Consider the following 26,264-nt stretch of genomic DNA (forward strand, 5'->3'; position numbering starts at 1 on the left):
CTAATCTTTCTTTAAGGTTACCACAACTTTTGTTCCTGTGTCTTCTTCATCTTTAAAATCATCCACAAACACATCTACCTTATCTTTATACATATCGTTTAAAATAGCAACACGCTTTTTAATGTTCCCCATTCCTTTAGAGTTTTGCTTCTTCTGATTCTTGGTTTTAAGTGCCTTTGATTTTTTACGACCAATACCATCATCAGTAATCATAATTTGTATTTCGTCTTCTTTTTCCTGAGTAATAGCAATATTTAAATGCCCTTTGTCTTTTTTATAGCGCAACCCGTGCCACACTGCGTTTTCAATATATGGCTGTAAGAGCATTGGAGGAATTACAAAATCTGCTACTTCTATTTTCTCATCTACATGAATTGTATAATCAAACTTATCTTGAAATCTAAAATGTTCTAATTGTGTGTACAATTGCAGTAATTCTATTTCTTTTTCTAACGGAATAAAATCTTCTTCGCTATTTTCTAAAACTGCTCGCATTAGCTTGGAAAAGTCTGTTAAGTATTTATTTGCTGTGCGCTCATCATTTGATGCAATAAAACTGTTTACCGAGTTTAACGCATTGAAAATGAAATGAGGATTCATTTGACTTCGTAATGATTTTAAAGCTAACAGATTATTTGCCAATCGTTGTTGCCGAATGTATTTAAACATTAAAACTGCTACGAGTAACGACAAAAACAACCCTCCTATTAATGAATAAATAATTATTTTTTGTTTTTTAGATTGCTCTGTTGTTAAAAGATATTTGCTTTCAGATAGTGCTCTATCACTTTCTAAACTAGTTATCCTATTTTGCTTAGCTGATAAGTCTTTGCGAAAACGTGTTGCTTGAGATATTTCTTGTTCTTTTTTACGTACTATTTTATCTACTACATCTACATAATTTTGGTATGCTTCTAATGCTTTTGTGTAATCTCCTGTTGTTTTAAAAACCTCTGAAAGTTTTCTAGTAGCATCCTTTTGAACAATTAAATCTTCTTTTGTTTCTGCTTCTTCAATACTCTCCTTTAAATAACCAATAGCATTTCCAAAGTCGTTTTGTTGCGCATAGGCTTTTCCTATTTTATATTTTTGTTTTTGTGGCGTAAGCGGGCTTTCATTATCTAAAACTGAGTCTGTTTCTATATCTTTAATATCTTCTAAGGCTTGTTTACGTAATACAATTTCATCGGTAAAGTTGCGTACAGTATTTTGAAAATCTGCTACCTTAACCTTTTCTTCAATTGCTCTCTTTTTAGGTTGGCTATTTGCTAATTTCAACGACTTATCAAAATACACTTCTGCTTCCTCAACTTCTCCACTATTACTTAATGCTTCGGCTATTTTAGAATTTAAATCTGTAACTTTTGGTGTAATTAAATGCCTTTTAGCTATACTTAGTCCTTTATTATAGGATGCAATAGAAGCATCAAATTCATTAATACTTTTGTATGCATCCCCTAAGCCTTCATAAAGCGATACTAATTGATAATTTGATAATACATTTTCATCTATGTTTTTATACGTTTTAATACTTTCCTGATAATTTTCGTTTAAACGATAGGCTTTTGCTAACTTTAAAAGCGTTTGGTTACTGGTTTTACTTTGAAGGCTTATTCTATAGTTTGAAACTGCTAAATCATGCTGTTTCCAATACATGTAAATATCTCCGAGTACTTCATAAGCATCTCCATTTTGCTTTTTAGACACACTTGCTTCTAAAGCATCTCCAACAAATTGAATACTTTTTTGAGCATCTTTTTTAAGATAAGTTTCAGCAGAATCTATATACCAATTAAAAGATACTCCTCTAGATTTTTTAGAACGTTTATTATTAAAAACCTCTTTGTCACTTTGTCTTACCTCAACAAGAATACGTTCATTACTTTGTATGGTATAATATATGGTTTCAAAGTCTTTATGTTTAATTATAAGCTCATCTCCTTTTCTAACTTCAATCCTAAAATCTCCAAAAGTATCTGTAGTAGTGTATGCACCTCCATTTACCATAATATTTACATCTGGCACACCATCTCTTGTATCTTGTTCTATTACAGAACCACGTACAGTAAATCTTGGCGAATTATTTAAAAGGTCTATTTGCGCTTTTGAAGTCAGTACAAAAAACAAAAGACTAAGACATATTATGTATTTAATTTGCATCTCTCTATTTAGAATAGCTAAACTTACGCACTTTAGTTGTTATATTAAAATGGGATATCTCTAAAAACTTACTTATTACTAGTAAAATATAATGCTTTACCCATTTCTATAATTCATTTACTCAATGAACTGTATGGTTTACTCATTCGCCTTTTTTTTAGAAATACTTTGGATTTAGTTTTATAGCATAAACCTCAAAAAACGAAAAAAGATCATGAAAACATTATTTAAATATTTAACACTTGCTATAGTTATTTTAAGCTTTACTGCCTGTAATGCAAATAACAAAAAGCAAAATCTTGCGGTTCATACAATTGAAACACAACACCATGAGCCCAACAAACAATTTATAAAAGTCGCACTTTTATTAGATACAAGTAACAGTATGGATGGTTTGATAGACCAAGCTAAAGCCCAACTTTGGGAAATTGTAAACGAACTTTCTTATGCAAAATGTGGTAATGGCAAACCTAATTTACAAATTGCATTATACGAGTATGGTAATGATAGATTGAATAGCGAAGAAGGACATATACGACAAGTGTTAGCCTTTAGTGACGATTTGGATGAAATTTCAAAAGAGCTATTCTCCTTAACTACTAATGGTGGTAATGAGTATTGCGGGCAAGTTATTCAAACCTCATTAAATCAATTAAACTGGGGTAAGAATCCTGATGATTTAAAATTAATATTCATTGCAGGAAACGAACCTTTTACTCAAGGTAGCGTAAACTATAAAGATGCTTCTACAAATGCTAAAGAAAAAGATGTTACAGTTAATACCATTTTTTGTGGGGATTATAATCAAGGTGTTTCTACATATTGGAAAGCTGGTGCAGATTTAACACAAGGCGATTATATGGCAATTAACCACAATAAAGCTACCGTACATATTGCTTCTCCCTATGATGATGAGATTCTTCAGCTTAATATTAAATTAAATAAAACTTACATCGCCTATGGGAGTAGAGGTAAAGAAAAGCAAATGATGCAAGCAAAACAAGACATGAACGCTAGTGGCTACAGTAAAGCCAATGCAGTAAGTAGAACAGTGAGTAAAAGTTCGCATTTATACAGAAACTCTAAATGGGATTTGGTTGATGCCGTGGCTGATGACAACCTTGAAATTAATGATCTGGAAGAAGAAGCATTACCAGATGTACTTAAAAATAAAACGCCTGAAGAGATTAAAATCTATGTTTCTAAAATGAAGCAGGAACGAGAAACTGTTCAAAAACAAATTCAAGAATTGAATAAAAAACGTAAAGCTTTTATTGCAGAAAAACAGAAAGACACTGATAATGGTTTAGAAAATGCAATGACAAAAGCTATCAAAACTCAAGCTAAAAAGAAAAAGTATACGTGGTAATTTAGCTTACAAAAACAATTCAATAAAACATAAGGGGTTGTTTATATCAATTGAATTCTATATAAGAAATGATATATAGCATGAATGAAAAAATTAACATATATGTGTTTGTAATTCCGACAGAACGAGGTACGAGCGACGAGAAATTACATAAATACAAGATTCCTCCTCATACTTTATTCTGAATTTTCAAGTCGAACTAAGGTTATATTTGTACAAATAGCCCCTTGGTTATTTTAATAGATTAGGCAATAATAGCTAGATATTACTTTTTTTAGTAACCCAAATATTAATTGTTTTACCTTCCAATTTATTTCTGGAATCAGGTTTAATTAATTCAACTTCCACAATACTATTGGTGGCTATTTTGTAGTCTTTGTCCTCAATTAAATAACCATTTAAGTAAACTTGATTATCTTTATGAATCCCAAAAAACTCATTTAGTTCAGCCTGAGTTTTAAAAGCGGGTGTTTCCTTTAATGTGACAAAAACGATTCCACCTTCGCTCAAGTTGAAGAATTTATGTTCCTTTCTATTTGGTTTTAATTTCATAACACTCATTCCAGTAATCAACGCTTTTGAGACTTCGATAGTGCTTTCGTTTGCAATAATATCTTTCTCTATAATAATTGTTGGAGAGTTGCTTTTTGCATATGGTAGTTTTACATAATCTTCTTGAGAATATGTGTTCAAAATAAAGAACATGAAGATGGATATTGATAAAATCTTTTTCATAATTGAGTTTTATATATGTTAAACAATGGTCCTTACCGTGGCAGTTATTTTTTAGCTGTATTTTTATTTTAAAATGAAAACTTTTACAAAATTGATAAGAACAAATCTAATAAGGTCTAAAAAAGGTGGCTTGATTTTTGTCTTTTATTAATAAACTGAATGATATAATCTTTGTCTGATCCTCATTTAATAAAAAGTATTGTAAAATTTCTTCTTTATCAAAATCTAACAAAACATATACACGATCTTTCAAAGAACTTATTTTATTAATTTTTAAATTATTTATATGTTCATACTTCTTATATGAATATATTACTGGCTTTTTAATTAGTTTAATCTTATTATTTGGAATCAACCAATTCCCTCTCACATTAGCATCAATTGGCTTTCTTATCTCTTCTACAAAATCTTTAGCTGCTTTCGTTCTTATATCTGTATTCATTGAATCTTTAAGTACTTCTATATATTTTGAAACGACGTATTCAGGCATTACATTATCATCAAATAAATCAACAACAAACTGCTCAATAAATTTTTCTCTTGAGGAATCTTTACAGGAAATTATTAGTAAAATATTTAGAAGAATTAACAGCAAGATTAAATAGAGGTTTTTCATTATCTTTATTATTTTTTTAACTTGAGCAGTCTCCCTTTCTATTTGGAGATTTTCCTTTTTTAGTTGTAATTGTTCTAGTTGGAGTGGATTCCATAGCTCTTATTTCTTGCCCCAACTGTCCAGGACTCCTTCCCTCAAAAAGTAAACTCCCCACAGTTGTTGAAGGTAATTTCATACCTCCTTTATTACCAACAGCTATTGCAAAATCTGTACACGCATAATCATTTGTGTTATATGTAGCAGGAAAATCTATTATATAATTTACAATACTAGTTAACTGATCTTTTGATATATCTTGCGAAATACTAACATGATACAAATAATCATAATTAGTTTTAATGGCAGAATTATAGTCATCTCCAACCCCCGTTAGACCAACTTCACTATCAGGATAAAACCCAACTTGTCTAACAATTTCTCCTTGTTCTATACCTATAAAAGCGTGACCGACTTCATTTGGACCAACGATAGCATCTGAGTTCTCCCTTGGCTGTTGTACATAAACAATAAGTTTTGCTCCTTGATTTAAATCAAAACATTCTAGTTCCTTTTCAGGGTCAATTTTTGGTTGACCAGCATCCACAATTACAATATTCGCTTTCAAAAGTGCTTCTTCAAAAGACAAACCTGTATTTTCTCTAAAAATATCAATCAATGCTTTAGCTATATTAATAGATTCATTTGAAAAATTATTATCCTTTAAAAAAAGCTGAATTCCATTTCGTATTTCAAAATTAGCAATGAGGAAGTCTTGTTCTCCAATATTCAATCCGTTCATAAAGTCCCCAAAATCACCTGAAAAGCTAATTCCAGCAGATCCTACATTCCAGCCATTAACTCCGCTACTGTTTCCGCCTCCAAGAATAGGTGGTATCACAAAGTAGTTTATCATAGGGATATCTGGGTCGCTACCACTTATAATAATTGTGGCCAGATCACATAAAGCACAATCGGAGAAAGGACATTCGTTATCACATGCCAATTTGCTCGTTGCACCTACTTTTTTTGCCTTGCCGTTTTCTGGTAAAACATATTCGCTTTTTATAAACCCATTTTGATATGTATAGGCCTTTATAAAATTACCTTCCATATCTGTAATTAATACATCGCCATCATAAGCCTCGGTATCAGGACTCTTATCGGGCATCATACCAAATACAACACTTTCTATGGCACCGTTGACCTCCAAGAGTAGTATACGACTGTATAGCTTACTGCGTACGGTAGTGGCAGGTATTACAGTAAGCAGTACATTGGTGTCAGTTAAGGGTTCATGTCTTATCTCGTCAGATATATTGGTAATGTATATACCTGTTTTATTACTTTTAGCTGATGTGTTTCTATTGGCTATTGTCTTATTATTTAAATAACTTAATGCGTCATTAATTGATACCGTTTTAATATTAGAAGTATCTTGAATACTCTCTTCATTTGTTTGACAAGAAAAGAAGCATAAAAAAAGAACAAGGATTAAAAAAAAATTGTGTTTCATAACTAGATATAAATTTAATAATTATGAAGCAACATTAAGGCTTAACAACAAACAAAGAGTACAAAATCTTTCAAATTCAATAATTTTGTACTGATTTTTTGTATTCATTAGGCGTTTTACCTGTGTGCTTTTTAAATATGGAATAAAAACTAGTTTTGGTATTAAAACCCGATTCTAGACCTAACGCTGTAATAGTATAATTTGAATACTCCTTATCCAGAAGTAGTTTTTTAGCATATTCTACTCGAAGTTCGTTAATGATAGTGCTATAGTTTTTGCCCGAATTTTGATTTATAATTTGAGATAAATAACTTTCACTAATATTTAATTCCTTTGATAAAAGCGAAAGGCTCATTTTTGAGTTAAGAAATAACCTTTTTGAAATAATTACATCGTAAATATCTTGATATTTGTCTTGATTGGTTTTTCTTTTTGCATTGCCATCATCATTATGCAAAACATGCCTTTCCCTAATTAGTAGGCGTTCTTTATAAATATTGCTCTGAAATATTGAAGCATAGGCTATCCAGTATATTAAAACGGATACACCTATCCATAATGGATAAAATTTATAATAACCACTACCAAAGATATCTCCAAAAACGTTTAGAGATACAAACCAAAAACAACAAAGCAAAATACCTATGAATAAAAGTCTCTTTAGCCAACCTATTTTGATGGGTACTTTTTGAGATTGATAGTTGAATTGTGATTTTTCATGGGAAAGCAAAATTTTAAATATTAAAACAATAATAGCAATAGTAAAAAACAACGAAACATATTCCACAATTAAATTAAATAACTTAATTACTGATATTGAGTCACTAAAATTATTTCTAATCAATACATATGTTAATGATAAGATAAATGGTAAGAACAGGAATATAACTTCATCCTTCCTGATACTTTTATTTATATAAGCTCTAACAAAAAGATAGAAAAAAGGAAGTATTAAAAATTCAAAAGGTATAAATATTAATGAATTATCATCGTATTGACTTCTCAATATCAATCCTGTATCCAAAAACCAGTACTGTAAATTACTAAAACATAGCGAAAGCACTGTTAATGCCAAGAAACTATTGACTCTAGATTTTAATTTTGGGTTTAAGAATAACACTAAGCTGAATATTATTCCATGAACAACCCCAATTAATATTACGATATTGTAAAAATTTAAATTCAACCTAGTTTTTGGAATAAAACTAAGAAATTCTAATTTATTTACAGAAAAATTTTACATGTATAATAATGCTACCCCTGAGGTATAGAATATGGGTTAATTCACCGCAGGACAATTACAATCGTAACGTTCTCTTCTACAGCTAAAGTTATAACCTAAAGTAAGTTGATGAAACCCACCATTGGTAAACACAACAGAGTTGGATTGATACGTATATGTATAGGCAAACATAAATTGATTATAGTTTATGCCTAAAATTGGTGTAAACTGTTGTAACCTTTGGCTAGTTACATTACCAGAATTATTTAAAAATTCTGCTCCATCTAAACTTTGCCTGTATGATAAACCTCCCCATAGTGTACCAAATTCCATTTGTTTGTAGGCTTTGGCGTTAAAATCCACCATAGATTCTTGCGTACCATCTCTGTATTGAAACATTACAGAAGGCTCAAAACTCCACTCACTACCATACTTACCAAAAACACCACCAACTGATAATAAATAACGTCTTAAGTTATTCGTAATTAAAATATCGTTATTAATTCCAGCGTTTTTAAGTACATTTTTTATAGTACCATGCGCATAAAAATCTAAGTAGTGGTATGAAAACCCAAAATCTATATTAAAGTTGGTAGCACTTTGTACAACTCCTTGCACTATAGGATCTTGTCCGTCAAATGGAAATGTAGTTTCATCCAATTGATATTGTATAAAACCAGCACTTAAACCAAACGACAACATATTTAAATCTACCTCACTTCTTGAAAACAATAAATGGTGCGCATAGGTTAGATATGCACCTGTTTGTGAATGAAATCCATTTTTATCTGCATATAAAATACCTCCAATACCCGATGGAGAATCGCCTATACGTCCATTAACGCTTAATGTCATTAATCTCGGCGCATCTTCATGTCCAAACCATTGTTGCCTCCCTGTTAACCGTACCTTAGCACAATTCGCAGCGCCCGCCATGGATGGATGAATTAGGTAATAATTATCCGTTAAATAATCTGTATATATAGGAAGGCCCTCTTGGGCTTTGATATTTGGAATGCATAACACACCAACCAGTAGTAAAAAAATATGCTTCAATTTCATAGGTTACAATCTAGGTAAACTGGTTTGTAGATAAACGTAGGCTTTCAAAAAAAATTACATGAAAAACGTTTAGTCTGAATCAAATATATGCATATCTCAGTTTTCTTTTAGTATTTTTGTAAAAAAATAGCTAAAATGAGCAATTTCAAGGTTTCTGTGCAAGAAACATCAAACAATACCATAGTTAAATTTGAGGTAAACCAGTTTATAACAAAACATCAAAGTTTTGAATTTAATAATATTGACGAGGCGAAACCTTCTCCTATAGCACAACAATTATTTTACCTTCCTTTTGTTAAAAAAGTATATATTTCTGGAAATTTTATAGCTGTAGAACGCTATGATATTGTAGAGTGGAACGATGTACAAGATGAAGTTGCACAGCAGATTGAAACCTACTTAAACGACGGGGGTTTAGTAATTACTGAGGAAGCTACTCCCAAAAAACAAACACCGATTACTGTTTATGCTGAAGCCACACCAAACCCTGCAGTAATGAAATTTGTTGCTAATAAAAAGATTGCAACCGCTATGTTTGAATTTACATCTATAGATGATGCTAAATTATCTCCCTTAGCTACAGAATTATTTCATTTTCCATTTATAAAAAGTGTATTTATTGAAGAAAATTATGTTTCTCTTACTAAATACGATAGAGCTGAATGGCAAGACATTACTGTTGAATTAAGAGAATTCATTAGAAATTTTATAGCAGATGGCAAAGACATCGTACTTCCAGAAGCTGCTGAAAAAATGGAAAAATCAGCACCTCAACTAGACAAAAAATTTGAAGGATTGGATGACACCTCTAAAGAAATTGTGAACATTTTAGAAGAATATGTAAAACCTGCTGTGGCTAGTGATGGAGGTAATATTCAATTCATTGGATATGATGCCGACGTTAAAAATGTAAGCGTGTTACTTCAGGGGGCCTGTAGCGGCTGTCCATCATCAACTTTCACTCTAAAAAATGGTATAGAAAATATGCTTAAGCAAATGCTTCCAGGGAAAGTTGAGACTGTTGAAGCTATTAATGGCTAAACCATTTTATCCTATCAAGATACACTTGGTATTTTAAAAATTCTTTACTCTGAAAAGTTTCAACTTTTCTCGAACAATTATTGGTTGGTTTTAAATAACATTTAAATCCATCTGAACGGTATTATTGCAATGCAAGTATTATCACAAAATATGCTTTAAATTTTACAATTCATACATAGAAAAAAGTCTAGTTTTAAAATTATAATCTACACTGTCCAAAAATATTTATGATTAAATTTAGGTGTTTTTCTAAAAGATTAAAACCAAGTACTATCATAGAGCGGCTTCAATAAAACTATAGATTTTGAATATAATTACACCTTTTTTAAAAGAAAGCACAACTCTAATTATAGAAAAAAAATACCCTAAAACTATTCTTGAAGAAGAGAAAGGTGTTATATACCAGTATATCCATTTGTTGATATTTTTTGTATGCTTGAGTCTTCATGCTCAAAATAAAGTGCAAAAATTTGATTTTATCAACGTAAATAATGGAGAATCAAAGGTTGCTGTTACTTCAATAATTCAAGATCATGCAGGTTTTATTTGGTTTGGGACAACGGGTGTAGGTATAAACCGTTTTGACGGTATCAACTACAAAAATTACAAGCACGCTTTAAACGACAGTACTTCTTTAAGTAACAACAACGTATACTGCTCCTTTTTAGATAATAAAAATAGATTATGGTTTGGTACTGAGGAAGGCCTAAATCTTTACAATAGAGATTTAGACCAGTTTATTAGAATCCCATTAGTTAGCCAGGATACAACTCAACAAATACTATCAATTAGAAGTTTATCTGGAGATAATAATAACAATCTTTTTATAGGAACTTTTGGGTTCGGCTTATATAAACTAAATCTAGACACTTTAAACGTCCAAAAAATTACCACTTCAGTCAACAATCCTTTTTTAATCATTTATGCTTTGGCTTGTAACTCAGAAGGAAAGATTTTTGCAGGCTCTAATTCTGGACTATTAGAATTTGATGCTAAGAAAAGCCATCTAAGCCCCACTAAAGTAAACACTATAATAAGCACTATTAATAACCCTATTTATTCACTACGAATTGACAACAATGATATATGGATTGGAACAGAATCTGATGGTTTAATTGTTTTAAAAGACAAAGGGAAAAGCTTAGAGGGATACAGAATTAACTATGCCGAAATCACTAAACAACGTATCTTTTCAATTGTTGAATTATTAGATGGTAGTTTTCTATGCGGCACCGAAAATGATGGTTTGATACATGTTGATGATGAAGGTAACCTATTAAAACGCTATTTATACAATAAAGAAGACGAAAACAGCTTGTTATCTGATTCTGTTTGGTCTTTATATAAAGATAAAGATAATAGAATATGGCTAGGATACTATAATAGCGGCGTAAGCATATACGATGAGTTTTACGATAAATTTTTAGACTTAAAAAGCGAACGCAACAATAAAAATTCATTATCCAGTCCATCTGTTACCGGTTTATTAAAAGATTCTAAAGACAATCTTTGGGTTTGCATGGACGGTGGCGGAGTGGATATTTATAATTTTAACACTCAAAAATTCACTCATATTAATTCATCTATTTCAAATTCCTACAAGGGTCTATCTAGCGATTATTTAGAATGTATGTTTTTAGATAGTAAAGAAAATATTTGGTTAGGTAGCTGGAATGACGGGGTATATATGCTACCAAAAGGATCTAATACATTTATAAACTACAATAAAACAAATAGTAATCTTGCTTCCAATACAATTTTAAGTATTACTGAAGATACTGAAGGTACAATATGGATAGGCACCTTCTTTAAAGGCCTTCATACCTTTAATCCAAAATCCAAAAAAATAACACGCCATACAAGTAAGTCTTTTGAAGAAAGCACCCTAATAAAAGTAGATATTAGAAAGGTTTTGGCAGACTCTAGACACAACTTATGGGTAGGTACAACACAAGGACTATATAAAGTAGTAAAAGATTTAGATGGTGTTTTTCATGTTGTATCATTTAGAGATAAAATGTCTGAGAAGTATAATAATGAAATTACAGCTAATCACATATTAACACTTTACGAAGCTACTGATAAACAAACTATTTGGATTGGAACCAGAGGCGCAGGACTATGTAAATTAGATATCACTAAAGAAATTTTTACTTGGTATAATAAAGATAACGGTCTGGATGGAGAAAATATCACAGGAATTATTGAAAGCAATGAAGGGAATTTATGGGTAAGTAGTAACTCTGGTATATATCAACTTGATGCAAAAACACAAGAATTTAAGCACTACTCCCAAAATGATGGATTACTATCTAACGACTTTAATGTAAACGCCACTTTTAAAGACAAAAATGGCAACCTGTTTTTTGGCAACTATCAAGGTGTAGATTATTTTAATCCTAATTCAATAAATACCAATACTACAGAACCCTTAGTATATCTAACTAATTTTAAACTGTTTAACGACCCAGTAATTCCTAATACTAAAAATAGCCCTCTAAATAAAGTAATCTCAGAAACTGAAGAAATCACACTTACTCATAAACAATCTGTTTTTACTATTGAATTTACGGCAATAAACTATACAAGACCAGAAAAAAATCAGTTTGCCTATTATCTTGAAGGATTAGAGAATTCATGGAATTATGTAGGAAATACTAGAAATGCCACTTATACAAACTTAGATTATGGTACATATACCTTTAAATTAAAGGCTGCAAATAATGATGGTATTTGGAATGAAGTACCAAAAAATTTAAAAATAACTATTTTACCACCATGGTGGAGAACCAAGTGGGCATTATTCGCTTATGTACTTTTATTCTTAGGAGTTTTATACTATTTAAATAGAATTACTCGTGAGCGCCTAAAGGAAAAACAACTAATTGCCTATGAGAGAGAGACAAGAAAACAAAAGGAAGCTTTAAATGAAAAAAAGTTTCAATTTTTTACCAATATTTCACACGAGTTTAGGACACCTCTAACGTTAATCATGAATCCGTTAGAAGATATATTAACAAGCAAGACGCAACAGATACCCGAACTTGTAAGAACTAAACTTAACACAGTACATAAAAACACAAGTAGATTACACAGGCTTATTACAGAACTTTTAGACTTTAGAAAGTTAGAATTAAACAAAGTTCGTATTAGAGCCCATCAATTTAACCTAGTTGAATTTATTCAAGATATTATCAGTCATTTTAAAGAAGAGGCTATCTCAAAAAATATATCCTTATCTCTTGACACTACTTTTTTAAATATTCCTATTTGGGCAGATAAAAGCATGTTGGAGAAAATAGTATTCAATTTGCTATCCAATGCTGTGAAGGTTACACCAGAAGGGGGCACCATAAACATAGATGTAAACATTCTTAAAGAAGATATTGTTTTCCCTTTAATTAATCAAGAAAAGAAATATAAAGCTATTGAAATTAATATTTCTGATTCTGGACCTGGAATTGATAAAGATCAAGTTGATAAAATCTTTGAAAGGTTTTATCAGGCAGAAAATTTAAACAAGGCGTATTACGGTGGCACAGGTATTGGTTTAGAAGTAGTAAAAAACTTTGTACATCTACATAAAGGAAATATTGATGTTAAAAGTGATTCAAATAAAGGTACCACCTTTAAAATTCAGTTACCCGAAGGACAGGTACACTTTAGTGAAAATGAGATAATAAGTGAAATTCCTGATATCAAAATAAAAGAAGAAACTTATGTAAAGGAAGAAGTGTATCTTCAATCAAAAAATCCTTCATCAATAGTTAAAACTATAGAAAACGAGCCTAAATCGCAACCTAACACCCTATTAATAGTTGAGGACAACCTAGAACTTCAATCTTACCTTTCGCAAGAACTTAAGGGAGATTACATAATACATATTGCCAATAACGGTATTGAAGGTTTAGAAATAGCAAAGAAAGTACTACCAGACATTATTATTACCGATGTAATAATGCCAGAAATGGATGGATTTGAGTTTTGTAAAAACATAAAAAGCGATATAAAAACCAGTCATATTCCTCTGCTTATGCTAACAGCAAAAGCTAGAATTGACAACCGAATGGAGGGAATTAAATTAGGTGCAGATGCCTACATGATAAAGCCATTTAATTTAAGACTTCTAAAACTTAGATTATCGCAGCTTATAACCAGTAGAAAACTAATATTCAACAAATACTTTAGTGTAATTAGTGATTTGCCAGAAAATGTTAAAACAACATCTATTGACAAAGAGTTTATTGAAAAAGTACTTAATTACATAAACGAAAATATTAGCGATCCTAACTTAAGCGTAGAGGTACTTGCAAGTCAGCTAAACTTAAGTAAGAGTCAATTTTACCGAAAAATTAAAGCTTTAACCAATCAAACTGCAAACGAATTCTTAAGAAATATTAGGCTACAAAAAGCAAAACAAATACTAGAACTTGGCAGCGCTACTGTAGGAGAGGTCTCTTATAAAGTTGGGTTTTCGTCGCATTCTTATTTTACAAAATGCTTTAAAAACTATTATGGTGTGCTTCCTACTAGTATAGAAATTAACACCAAACAATAGTGCCATTTACCCAGGCTTTACACACATTACAACTTTTATTGCTCTAAATGTTCTAATGAATGCTTAGCATTTACCAAACAAAAATTAGTTACTTATATAGTTTTGTTTGTATGGAATTTAAATATATCCGCAGAAAATCATTAATCGAAATTATTCTTATTCTCATAATTATAATTCTGATTTTATTCTTTTTCACTTTCCTAATCTAATATATCTAAACAAATAACTTAAATTAAAAATGAAATTAATCTTGTCATGTAAAGCATACCTTATAATAATCATAGGAACTATGCTTTTATTTTCATGTAACTCAAAAAACCAAACATACGCTTACAAATTCCAGAACCATGAAGTAAATACAGAAGAAAGAGTAAAAGATCTTATAGCACAAATGACACTAAAAGAAAAGGTCTCCCAAATGCGTTACGATGCTCCTGCTATCGAAAGACTTGGTATTCCAGAATACAACTGGTGGAATGAATGTTTACATGGTGTTGCAAGAGCTGGAGAGGCTACTGTATTTCCGCAAGGAATTGGTATGGGTGCTACTTGGAATGCTCCATTAATTTTTGAAATGGGAGAAGCTGTATCTGATGAAGCACGTGCAAAACACCACAAAGCAGTTTCAGAAGGGAAAAGAGGTATTTACCAAGGTTTAACATTTTGGACACCCAATATCAATATTTTTAGAGATCCACGTTGGGGAAGAGGACAAGAAACTTATGGTGAGGACCCCTATCTTACCAGTCGTATTGGTGTTAATTACATAAAAGGACTTCAAGGAGATGACAATAACCACCTTAAAGTAGTAGCAACTGCAAAGCATTTCGCAGTCCATAGCGGACCAGAAAAGTCACGCCATGAAGATAATTATCATACATCAAATAAAGATTTATATGAAACATATTTACCTGCTTTTGAGGCAGCAGTAAAAGAAGCTAAAGTGCACTCTGTAATGTGTGCTTATAACAGGTACAGAGATGAAGCTTGTTGTGGTAGTAATTTATTATTAAATAACATTTTAAGAAACGATTGGGGTTTTAACGGTTACGTAGTGTCAGACTGCTGGGCCATAAATGATTTTTGGGAACCAAATAAACATGGCTTAGTTGAAACACCAGAAGAAGCTGCAGCTCTCGCCGTTAGTCGCGGTACAGACTTAAACTGTGGTAGTGTTTACGACCCAAATTTAACCGAAGCTGTACTTAAGGAATTAGTTGATGAAAGTAAAGTAGATTTAGCATTATCACGTCTATTTACAGCACGCTTTAAATTAGGGATGTTTGATCCTGATGAGAAGGTAAAATGGTCTAAAATACCTTACAGCGTTGTAACAAGTAAAGCGCACTATCAGCTATCTGAAAAGGTAGCAAAAGAGTCTATGGTACTTTTAAAAAATGAAGGTAAAATATTACCCTTAGATGAATCCATCAAATCCATAGCAGTCATTGGACCTAATGCTAATTCAAAACAAGCATTATTAGGTAACTATCACGGCACACCAAAAAATCATATTACACCTTTAATCGCCATTCAAAAAAAGCTTCCAAATGCAAAGATTCATTATGCTTTGGGAAGTGATATTGCTGTTGGTTGGCCTAAGCTTGATGCTATTCCTTCAGATGTACTTGAAAACAATGGCATCAAAGGCTTAAAAGGCGAATATTTTAAAAACATAGATTGGAAAGGTAAGCCAGAATTTACAAGAAACGATAAAAGTGTTGACTTTACCTGGGTATCTAAAAAACCTTTAGATAGTTTAAATAAAGCTATTTTTTCGGTACGATGGACAGGGAAACTTATTCCTAAAGAAAGTGGTAGTTACCGTATTGGTTTGAGAGCTAGTAGTGGAGGGAAGATCTATTTCAACGATTCGCTTCGCTTTAAGTTTAGCGATGATCATGAACCTAAAACACGTTATTTTGATATAGATTTAATAAAAGGAAAACCGAATGATATTAAAATAGAATACTACAATTATCATGCAGATCCTCAAGCACAATTAGTTTGGGCTAAAACAGATGCAGATTTAATAACACCTGCACTAGAAGCAGCAAAAAAATCAGAAGTAGTTGTATTATGTTTAGGACTTTCTCCGTCAATAGAAGGCGAAGAAATGCCTGTACTATTAGAAGGGTTTGATAAAGGAGATCGCTCAGAAATCACATTACCAAAAACCCAAATAGAACTAATGAAGAGAATACATGCACTTGGCAAACCAACCATCTTAGTTTTAATGAATGGTAGTGCATTAGCCGTAAATTGGGCGGCAGATAATGTTCCCGCTATTTTAGAAGCATGGTATCCAGGAGAGTTTGGTGGAAACGCAATAGCTGATGTACTTTTTGGAGATTATAACCCTGCTGGACGATTACCAGTAACATTTTATAAATCTACTAACGACTTACCTCCATTTAAAGATTATAGTATGGAAAATAGAACCTACAAATACTTTAATGGGGAACCGCTATTTCCATTCGGTCATGGCTTGAGCTATACTAATTTTAAATACTCAGATTTAAATATTCAAAAAAACTCAACACCCAATGACCCAATAAAGATAAGTGTAAACGTAACAAATACAGGGAAAATGGCAGGCGATGAAGTAGTACAACTCTATTTATCTCATAAATTAACATCATCAAACCCACGAAGATCTTTAGTTGGTTTTAATCGACTTCATTTAACCCCAAACGAAACTAAAACAGTAACCTTTACTGTTACATCTAAACAGTACAGTATAATAGCATCAGATGGAACATATTCTCTGCCGTCAGAAGTATTGAGCTTTTGTGTTGGTGGAAAACAACCTGGTTTTAATGGAACCTCAGATGCAAAAACTACTAATACTTTAGAAAAAGAAATTACATTAAAGTAATTAAGATTAATAATACATGAAAAGAAAAATTAAACTAATAACATATACCGCATGTATACTTCTTACGACCTGTTTTTACGCATGCTCTAATTCAAATGAAGATATAGAAGTTACAAAAATTGAAAAAGAAGACCCTACAGATGATTCTGAAGATACTAACAACGGAGAAGATATAAATAATGCAGAATGGAATTTAATTTTTGAGGAGGAATTTGACACTAATTTAGACAAATGGAATATTTGGCTAGGTGGTGCATTTAACAATGAAATTCAACTATATAACCAAGAACAATTAAGTCTTCAAAATGGCTTACTAACCATAAATGCAGAAAAAAGGGCAGTAACTGGAGATTCCAGTCCTTTTGATGCTACCCCTAAAGATTTTAATTATGTTTCTGGTAGAATAGAATCTAAAGAAAAGTTTGGTCCTTCTGATGCAGAAGGCGAAAAAGAATATAGAATTGTATCTCGTATAAAACTACCAAACGGCAATGGTATGTGGCCAGCATTTTGGACCTACACAGACCCTTGGCCTACAAAAGGTGAGATAGATATACTGGAAGCTCGTGGTAATCAAGTTACCAAGTTTCAATCCAATATATTCTATGGAACTGAAACAGGTGTACCTCTAACTAACAATGATGACACCTCAAAATCTCATGAGCTAGGTGTTAATCTTACATCTAATTTTCATGTTTATGAACTTATCTGGAAATCTAATGCTCTAGAAATTTTATTTGATGGACAACTTTTACACACTTACAATGCTGATTCAAAAAACTTTGTAGCAGAACTATTTGGTAACAAACATCAAATTGTATTAAACCTAGCTGTAGGTGGAGGATTCTTTGAAGGCGTAAACCCTGATAGTTTTATTAACTCCTCTACAATGCAAATTGACTGGATAAAAGTTTACAAACGCTAACAATAACGCATAACACTAATAAAATCAACCTATTGCATAAAAAATACTAAATATTGCTTCAATTGTTTTAACCACAAAATGAGATTAAAACTAAATTTGATAGACAAGTATGTTTTTTCTCATAATAAAATTAACAAGACTAACTAAATTCAACTAAATTATGACATTACATTGCTCAAAAAGACTACTCTTTGTAGTTGTTTTAATGTTCACAAACCTTATAATGGCTCAAACCATTACTGGTACTGTTTCAGACGGAGTTTCGCCTTTACCTGGAGCTAGTATCATAGAAAAGGGAACAAATAACGGTACCACGGCAGATTTTGACGGTAAGTTTTCTCTAAACCTAACATCCAAAAACCCAGTGATTTCAGTTAGTTTTCTAGGATATATCTCTAAAGAAATTACTGTAAACGAAAAAACCGTGATAACTATTAAGTTAGATGAAGACTTACAAGCATTAGACGAAGTTGTTGTTATAGGGTATGGTTCTCAGCAAAGATCTACTCTTACCACTTCTATATCATCTGTGAAGTCTGAAGAACTAAACGAAATTCCAGTAGCAGATATATCTCAAACACTTCAAGGTAGAGCTGCTGGTGTTAGTATTTCAGCTGGAGGAGCTCCAGGTTCTAGAACCTTGGTTAGCATACGAGGTTTGAACACGTTTGGAGATGGAGAACCTTTATATGTAGTAGATGGTGTTTTTACTAACAGTATTAATAATATTGATCCTGCTAGTATAGAAAAAATAGATGTATTAAAAGATGCAGCAGCGGCGGCTATTTATGGTTCTAGAGGATCTAATGGTGTAATAATTGTAACTACAAAGCAAGGTGTGGTAGGTAGAACATCATTTACGTTTAGTACATACACAGGCTTTCAACAGTCTAATCAAAGATACGATCTACTAAACACAGAACAGTATGTACAATATATAAAAGAAATAAATGCACAAGATGAAGGTGGAACATTAGTAAGTGTTATCAATAATAACCCTTTATTTGATGGTAATGGTATTGAGACCGATTGGCAAGATGCATTATTTAGAACCGCTGCTTTAACAAGTTATAACTTTGGAGCTAATGGTGGTACTGAAAAAGCAAAATATAACTTCTCATTCTCAGCATTTGATCAAGATGGTATATATATAGATACTAATTTTAAACGTTATACTTTTAATGCTAATAGTGAAGCAAAAATAAATGATAACTTTAAAATTGGAGAAACATTTGCTTACGGTTACACAGAAACTATAGCACCACAAACAAGTGGTGGTCGTGTACCATTATATAATATTATTGCAGCTGCTCCATACATTCCTGTAAGAAATCCTGATGGTAGTTTTGCTGGTCCTAATGCGGGAGACGTTAATAACTCTAGAAACCAAGTTAGGGTACAAGAAACTGAGGATAACCTTAACAGAGCCACTTCTTTAATTGGAAGTTTATATGCTGAATTTAAACTACTAGAAGGTTTAACCTTAAGGTCTCAATTTGGTTTAAATGCTAGATACGACTATCAAGATAATATCTCAAGAGCATTTGTAACTACAGGTCGATTTGGACAACAAAATACTGTTATTTCTAAGAGAAGAACCAACTCAATTTCTACAATTTTAACTAATACCCTAAATTACAGTAAATCATTTGGCAATCATTATTTTAATGCAACATTAGTTGCAGAACAGCAAAAAGATAAAACTGAAGTTTTAACAGGCGATTTGTCTACCGATGTTACCTCAGAAATTCCAGAGGTGCAAAACGGTATCTCAAATAGTTTCACTATACCTGTTAAACTAGTGTCTTATTTAGGACGTTTAAGTTATAACTACAAAGAAAAATATCTTATACAAGGGTCTATACGTAGAGATAAATCTTCCTTCTTTGCACCAGAAAACAGTGTAGGATGGTTTCCAGGAGCATCTATTGGATGGATAGCATCTAAAGAAAAATTTCTTGAAAATAGCGATGTAATTAACAATCTAAAATTTAAAGCAAGTTACGGTATTACAGGAAATAATAGACTACCAAATTCAGGTTCTAGAGTAAACCAATTTCAACCATCTGTAGCCCCTAGCTTTAACTTCCCTATCGATGAGGCAAGACAAAACGGTTTTACTGTAGTTGGAGCCAACAATCGTGATTTAGTGTGGGAACAAGGTATAAATCAGAATTACGGATTCGAATTGGGCTTATGGAACAATAAAGTAACATTTGCAGCAGATTACTTTAATAACAGAAGTGATGGTTTAATAGTTGGAGAAGCTCAAAGACCTTCAGCAGGTATTCCTGGAGACGGATTAACAGGTGTAGTATTACCTAAAAATGTTGGAGATGTTGAAGTAGAAGGCTTAGAATTAACTCTAGGCTATAATGATTATGAAGGTGACTTTAAATGGAGTTTTTGGGGTAACGTATCACGATCAGAAAGTAACGTAATTACATTGGGGTCTGTGACTCAACAGTTAAGACAAGCCTCATTCAACCCACCTTTTTCAGAACAGCTAAGTAGATTAGCCCCAGGAGAACCTATATTCCATTTTTATGGTTTAGAATTTGAAGGTGTGTATTCTGATGAACAAGCTATAATTGATCACTTAGGAGCTGATAACTTAGACTCAAATTCTGGACAAGTATTCTTACCAAGACCAGGAGATGTGAGATATAGAGATGTTAATGGGGATGGTGATATTGATGAACAGGATAGATTCGTTATAGGAGATCCTAACCCAGATTTTACATTCGCTGCAAATATTAAAGCCAATTACAAAAATTTTGATTTAAGCATGTTAATTACTGGCGTTTATGGTGTAGATGCTTTAAACGCAAATATATGGTTTCTACAAGGTCAAGAAAACGTAACCAACCATAGTGTAGATGTTCTTAGGCGTTGGCAAAATCCAGGAGACATTACAGATATACCTCGATTTAGATTTGAAGGTAATAATCCTAATAATTTTATATCTACAAGATATTTACAAGATGCTTCTTATGCTAGATTAAGAAATATAACATTAGGGTATAGTTTTCCTAGTGATTTATTGAATGATACTTTTAAAGGTGTTCTGTCAAAAGCACGTCTTTATCTACAGGGACAAAATTTAGTAACTCTAACAGAATACAGCGGATTAGATCCTGAGATAGCCCCATTTTATGGTGCAAATGGTCTTCTACAAGGTACAAGTATAGACCGAGGTGAGGCACCAAGACCACAAACTTTTATAATAGGATTGCAATTAGAATTTTAAAAAAATGAGAGATATGAAAAAAACAGTTAAACTTAACACCGTTATTGTTATAATAGCATCATTATTCATGTTGTCTTGTAACGATAATGTTGAAGTAAAAAACACAAATGAGTTGTCTCCTGATAGCTTCTTTGAATCACTTGCACAAATTGAGGCAGCAGCTAATGCCGCTTATGCTCAATTACAAAACTCAGGTCTATACCAAAGGTATGGATATATTTTACCAGACACTTTTTCTGATGAATCTGAATCTGGTGGAGATCCAAATTTTATAACCTCATTCAATTTCTCAATGACGCCTTCTTTAGAGCAAACAACACGCTTCTGGAATAACTGCTACAACGGCATAGGTGCATGTAATTTTGTACTTGAAGGAGAAGAAAACATGAGAGCGAGATTAGCCACATCTAATTTTACAGAAGCAGATGTAAAGGATGCAATTGGTCAAGCCCATTTTCTTAGAGGTTTGTATTATTTCTTTTTGGTAAAGCGTTATGGAGGTGTGCCATTATTGTTAAAATCGCAGCCTACTATTACACCTCAACCTAGAAATACAGTAGATGAAGTATACGAAGCTATTATTGATGATTTTAAAATGGCTTCAGAACTTTTATTCCCTAAGGGTTCAACAGAAAATGGCAGAGCAACTAGTGGTGCTGCTCTTGGTATGCTAGGCAAAGTATATTTACACAGAGAAATGTATGACGAAGCTCAAACTACTTTTGCACAAATAACAGATTACTCGCTTTTACCATTAGAAGACTATACTGATAACTTTAATGATTCAGGAGAATACAATGATGAATCTTTATTTGAAGTATCGTTTAATGGAGATGCTACAGAACAAGATTTATGGTCCCAAACAGGTATAGGCGTATCTGAGGTTACTTTTCATGCGCAAGAATATACAGGTTGGGGTAACCTTAACCCATCAAATAAACTATTAGCTGAATTTGAAGATGACGACCCACGTCTTAATTTAACTATTCTTCAAAATGGTGTTACCTATGGACCAAACAACGATTTAATTTGGAATCAAGGTAATATTAGATGGTTTAAATTTTCACAACTTTATGATAATGCTCAAGTCGTACAAAATGGATCTACAAATGCCAGAATACTACGCTATGCAGATGTAGTGCTGATGCAAGCTGAAGTTGAACTAAGATTAGGAAATGATGCAGCAGCTTTAGAATTCTTAAATCAGATAAGAGAACGGGTAGAAATGCCATTATACGGCACACCTGAAATGGATGCTGCTGGATATCCTGTTGATACACCATCAGGAATATTTAATGCCATAGTACACGAGCGTATGATAGAACTATGTGGTGAACAGGTAAGATTTGATGATCTGGTCAGGTGGAATTTAGATGCTCAAGAAATCACAACAAATGACTCTGGACAATCCAGAGGATACAACCCTAATGTACATAGACTCATGCCTATACCACAGGTTGAAATAGATACAAATGATGGCATTGGGCCTGAGGACCAAAATCCAGGATATTAACTTTAATAGATAATTAGTCAAATTTTGAGTTGTTTGTTATAGCCAGTAAGAAGTAATGTTTATAACTGTGCTTCTTACTGCTATACTTTTTAATAAACTTTAAATTTAAACCTGATAATGAAAAGAACCTTAATAGTATTATGTAGTATGGTGTGCACTGTTTTGTTGTCTTGTTTAGATGATGCAAAAACAAAGGCGCAACCAATCACATCATATAATCAGGTTATTTTCAATGAGCTATTAAGTGATACTACTAATATTGCATTCGCAAATACACTTACCGAAAGTGATACCTTAAACTATTTTACTTACCCTTATTTATATATGGGAGGAGGCGTTTCTGCTGGAGATATTAATAATGATGGACTTACAGATCTTTTCTTTACTGGAAATATGGTAGACAATAAACTGTATTTAAATAAAGGTAATTTACAGTTTGAGGATATTACAGAGTCTGCAGGAATCTCAGGAGATAACAGATGGTACACAGGTACAACAATGGCAGATGTTAATAATGATGGGTACCTAGATATTTATTGCTTAGTTGGAGGCCAATCTACACCAAAAGAGAACCAATTATACATAAATAATGGAGACAATACATTTTCTGAACATGCTAAAACATTTGGATTAAACGACGTTGGTAATAGTGTAGATGCATCCTTTTTTGACTACGACAACGATGGAGACCTTGATGTTTTTGTAGCAAATTACCCAATTACACCATTTAATTACAATAGTTACAACTACAAAATGAGAATGGATAGGGTTACAGATGTAGAAACCGACAACCTTTATCGTAATGATGGCGGAAAATTCACTAAGGTAACTGATGAAGCTAATGTAAAAATGTACAGTTTATCACTTAGTGTTACAGTTTCAGATTTAAACAATGATGGATGGACAGACATATATGTATCTAACGATTTTGGAAGCCCTGATTGTATGTACATTAACAATAAAGACGGTTCATTTTCAGATAAAATAAAAACATCAACAAATCATACTTCATTTTATGGAATGGGAGTAGATATTGCAGATTTCAATAATGATGGATTATTAGATATTCTTCAAATGGATATGGATGCCGAATCCAATAGGCGCTCTAAAGCAAATATGGCTAGTATGAATCCTCAAATTTTTGATAACATCGAGAAAGTAGGCTTTCAATACCAATACATGCAAAACACACTGCAACTAGGCCTTGGCAACCAGGAAGATGAACTTCCTAAATATAGTGATATATCTAGACTTGCCGGGTTATCATCAACAGATTGGAGTTGGGCTCCCCTATTTGCAGACTTAGATAACGATGGATGGAAAGATGTTTTTATATCTAACGGTACTCGAAGAGAAATTAATAACAAAGACTACTTTATAGGGCTTAAAGGACAGAAAAAGCAAAAAGATAGTCTACTGTCCAAGAGTTTAAATATTCCTTCTGAAAAAATTGATAACTATGTTTTTAAAAACAAAGGCGACTTAACCTTCGAAAAGGTTAATAAAGCTTGGGGGTTACAAAAAGAAGGCTTTTCTAATGGCGCCATATATGTAGATTTAGATAATGATGGGGATCTAGAAATAGTTACCAACAACATAGATGATAAAGCTACAATTTTTGAGAATACAAGTTCAGAAACCAACAACTACTTAGTATTTAATTTTAAGGGACATTCTAAAAACACTTTCGGTTTAGGTGCAAGAGTAGATCTAGAATTAGACACTCATAACCAAACACAAGTTTTAACACTTAGCAGAGGCTTTCAATCTTCTGTAGCACCAGAATTACATTTTGGACTGGGGAAAACAAAATCTGTAAAACAAGCTAAAGTGACTTGGCCTGATGGTAAAATTCAAATTTTAAAAAATATTGATGTTAACAAGCATATAGCTATAAACTACCAAAATGCTAATACCAACCAAGAAACAGCGTCAGCTAAAACAAACACACTTTTTGAAAATGTAACAGATACTTTAGTTGTTTACAAACACAAAGAAAACATTTACGATGATTTTAAATATGAAATATTATTACCACATAAAACATCTCAATTTGGTCCGGGAATTGCTGTTGGCGACTTAAATGGAGATGGTTTAGACGATCTTTATGTTGGTGCTGCATCAAAATATCCAGGAGGTATGTTTTTTCAAAAACCAGATGGTTCTTTTAAACAGCAAAAAACTAAAGTACTCATACAAGACAGATTTCATGAAGATATTGGAGCTTTAATTTTTGATGCCGATAACGATGGAGATAATGATCTTTATATTGTAAGCGGTGGTAATGAGTTTAAGTATAACTCTAAAATGTTAAAAGACCGTCTTTATATAAATCAAGGTAATGGTAATTTTATAAAAAGTAAACTAGCGTTACCACAAATGCTTTCTAGTGGCAGTAGGGTAATTGCGGAAGATTATGACAAAGATGGGGATCTCGATCTTTTTGTAGGAGGTAGATTAATACCAGCTAACTATCCCTATCCTGCCAACAGTTATCTATTAGAAAATGTAGGAAGAAAAGGCAGTCCAAAATTCAAAATAAACACTAAGGAATCTGATCATTTCTCAAAAATGGGGTTAGTTACAACAGCATTATGGTTGGATTATGATAAAGATGGCTGGAAAGATTTATTTGTTACTGGAGAATGGATGCCAATACGAGTATTTAAAAACAATAAAGGAAGCCTAGAAGAAACCACTACTAAATTAGGATTAGACGATACAGTAGGATGGTGGTTTAGTTTATCCAATGGAGATTTTGATGGTGATGGCGACCAAGATCTAATTTGTGGCAATCTTGGTTTAAACTACAAATACAAAGCTAATACTGAAGAAACTTTTGATGTTTATTTGAATGATTTCGACGGTAATAACATCAACGATATAGTATTGAGTTACTACAATAATGGCAAAAAATATCCTGTAAGAGGTAGAGAATGCTCATCGCAACAAATGCCAAATATCAAAAAGAAATATGAAAGCTATGATGTGTTTTCTACCGCCACCTTAACTGATATTTATGATCCAAAAAAACTTAAAAATGGTATTCATTATCAAGTAAAATCTTTTGCAAGTGTTTATTTAGAAAACACGGGTAACGGATTTAATCAGCATAAACTACCTAACCCTGCACAGATAAGCCCTCTAAATCAAATATTAGTGGATGATTTTGATAAAGATGGGCATTTAGATGCCCTAGCTGCAGGAAATTTATATGCATCTGAAGTAGAAACACCCAGAGCAGATGCGGGACATGGTGTATTTCTAAAAGGCAATGGCAAGGGTAATTTTAAGGCTGTACCATCAAAAAGCAGTGGTTTTTTCAGTAGTGGAGATGTAAAAGATATTGCTGAAATAAAAATAAAAAACGATACATATATCATATCAGCTAAAAATAATGACTTCTTGCAATTTACTAAGTTAAATAAAAGCTAGTCAAGATC

The 26,264-nt window shown here is 32.3% G+C and carries 14 protein-coding genes; 8 read left to right on the forward strand and 6 right to left on the reverse strand.

The genetic code is table 11. The annotated features are described in order from the left end of the window. Positions 1-2,127 (reverse strand): tetratricopeptide repeat-containing sensor histidine kinase, encoded by a 2,127-nt coding sequence (locus EYD46_RS07250; protein WP_308807865.1) that lies wholly within the window; start codon positions 2,125-2,127, stop codon positions 1-3. Positions 2,128-2,374: 247 nt separating this feature from the next. Here EYD46_RS07250 and EYD46_RS07255 point away from each other — a divergent pair, with 247 nt between their 5' ends. Further along, complete coding sequence (locus EYD46_RS07255; protein WP_130936416.1) at positions 2,375-3,529, forward strand: vWA domain-containing protein; 1,155 nt, start codon at positions 2,375-2,377, stop codon at positions 3,527-3,529. A 258-nt stretch (positions 3,530-3,787) separates the two neighbouring features. Here EYD46_RS07255 and EYD46_RS07260 read toward each other — a convergent pair whose 3' ends face one another. The 5 genes from EYD46_RS07260 to EYD46_RS07280 form a co-directional block, all read right to left on the reverse strand. Next, positions 3,788-4,264 (reverse strand): hypothetical protein, encoded by a 477-nt coding sequence (locus EYD46_RS07260; RefSeq protein ID WP_130936417.1) that lies wholly within the window; start codon positions 4,262-4,264, stop codon positions 3,788-3,790. Between the two features lie 106 nt (positions 4,265-4,370). Next, positions 4,371-4,880, reverse strand: a complete 510-nt coding sequence (locus EYD46_RS07265; protein ID WP_130936418.1) for a hypothetical protein — start codon at positions 4,878-4,880, stop codon at positions 4,371-4,373. A 16-nt stretch (positions 4,881-4,896) separates the two neighbouring features. Further along, positions 4,897-6,372: a hypothetical protein gene (locus EYD46_RS07270; protein ID WP_130936419.1), complete on the reverse strand. Its 1,476-nt coding sequence runs from the start codon at positions 6,370-6,372 to the stop codon at positions 4,897-4,899. 76 nt (positions 6,373-6,448) lie between these two features. Then, a complete protein-coding gene (locus EYD46_RS07275; protein ID WP_130936420.1) occupies positions 6,449-7,396 on the reverse strand; it encodes a helix-turn-helix domain-containing protein in 948 nt (315 codons plus the stop codon). A 255-nt stretch (positions 7,397-7,651) separates the two neighbouring features. Next, on the reverse strand, positions 7,652-8,656 hold the full coding sequence (locus EYD46_RS07280; protein ID WP_130936421.1) for a PorP/SprF family type IX secretion system membrane protein: 1,005 nt from the start codon (positions 8,654-8,656) through the stop codon (positions 7,652-7,654). A 135-nt stretch (positions 8,657-8,791) separates the two neighbouring features. On the opposite strand from EYD46_RS07280, the gene EYD46_RS07285 reads away from it, so the two are divergent. The 7 genes from EYD46_RS07285 to EYD46_RS07315 all read left to right on the forward strand — a co-directional run bounded on the left by EYD46_RS07285 (position 8,792) and on the right by EYD46_RS07315 (position 26,256). Next, entirely contained in the window at positions 8,792-9,697 is a 906-nt protein-coding gene (locus EYD46_RS07285) for a NifU family protein (RefSeq protein ID WP_130936422.1), read from the forward strand. Positions 9,698-10,001: 304 nt separating this feature from the next. Next, positions 10,002-14,255, forward strand: coding sequence for a hybrid sensor histidine kinase/response regulator transcription factor (locus EYD46_RS07290; RefSeq protein ID WP_229731323.1), 4,254 nt, complete (start codon positions 10,002-10,004; stop codon positions 14,253-14,255). A 238-nt stretch (positions 14,256-14,493) separates the two neighbouring features. Beyond that, positions 14,494-17,133, forward strand: a complete 2,640-nt coding sequence (locus EYD46_RS07295) for a glycoside hydrolase family 3 protein (RefSeq protein ID WP_130936423.1) — start codon at positions 14,494-14,496, stop codon at positions 17,131-17,133. A gap of 16 nt (positions 17,134-17,149) precedes the next feature. After that, positions 17,150-18,058, forward strand: a complete 909-nt coding sequence (locus EYD46_RS07300) for a glycoside hydrolase family 16 protein (protein ID WP_130936424.1) — start codon at positions 17,150-17,152, stop codon at positions 18,056-18,058. Positions 18,059-18,218: 160 nt separating this feature from the next. After that, a complete protein-coding gene (locus EYD46_RS07305; RefSeq protein ID WP_130936425.1) occupies positions 18,219-21,308 on the forward strand; it encodes a SusC/RagA family TonB-linked outer membrane protein in 3,090 nt (1,029 codons plus the stop codon). A 13-nt stretch (positions 21,309-21,321) separates the two neighbouring features. Beyond that, positions 21,322-22,821: a RagB/SusD family nutrient uptake outer membrane protein gene (locus EYD46_RS07310; protein ID WP_165454356.1), complete on the forward strand. Its 1,500-nt coding sequence runs from the start codon at positions 21,322-21,324 to the stop codon at positions 22,819-22,821. A gap of 117 nt (positions 22,822-22,938) precedes the next feature. Further along, positions 22,939-26,256 (forward strand): FG-GAP-like repeat-containing protein, encoded by a 3,318-nt coding sequence (locus EYD46_RS07315; protein ID WP_229731322.1) that lies wholly within the window; start codon positions 22,939-22,941, stop codon positions 26,254-26,256. Positions 26,257-26,264: the final 8 nt, after the last annotated feature.

This window comes from Hyunsoonleella pacifica (assembly GCF_004310335.1).
Classification (GTDB): Bacteria; Bacteroidota; Bacteroidia; order Flavobacteriales; family Flavobacteriaceae; genus Jejuia; species Jejuia pacifica.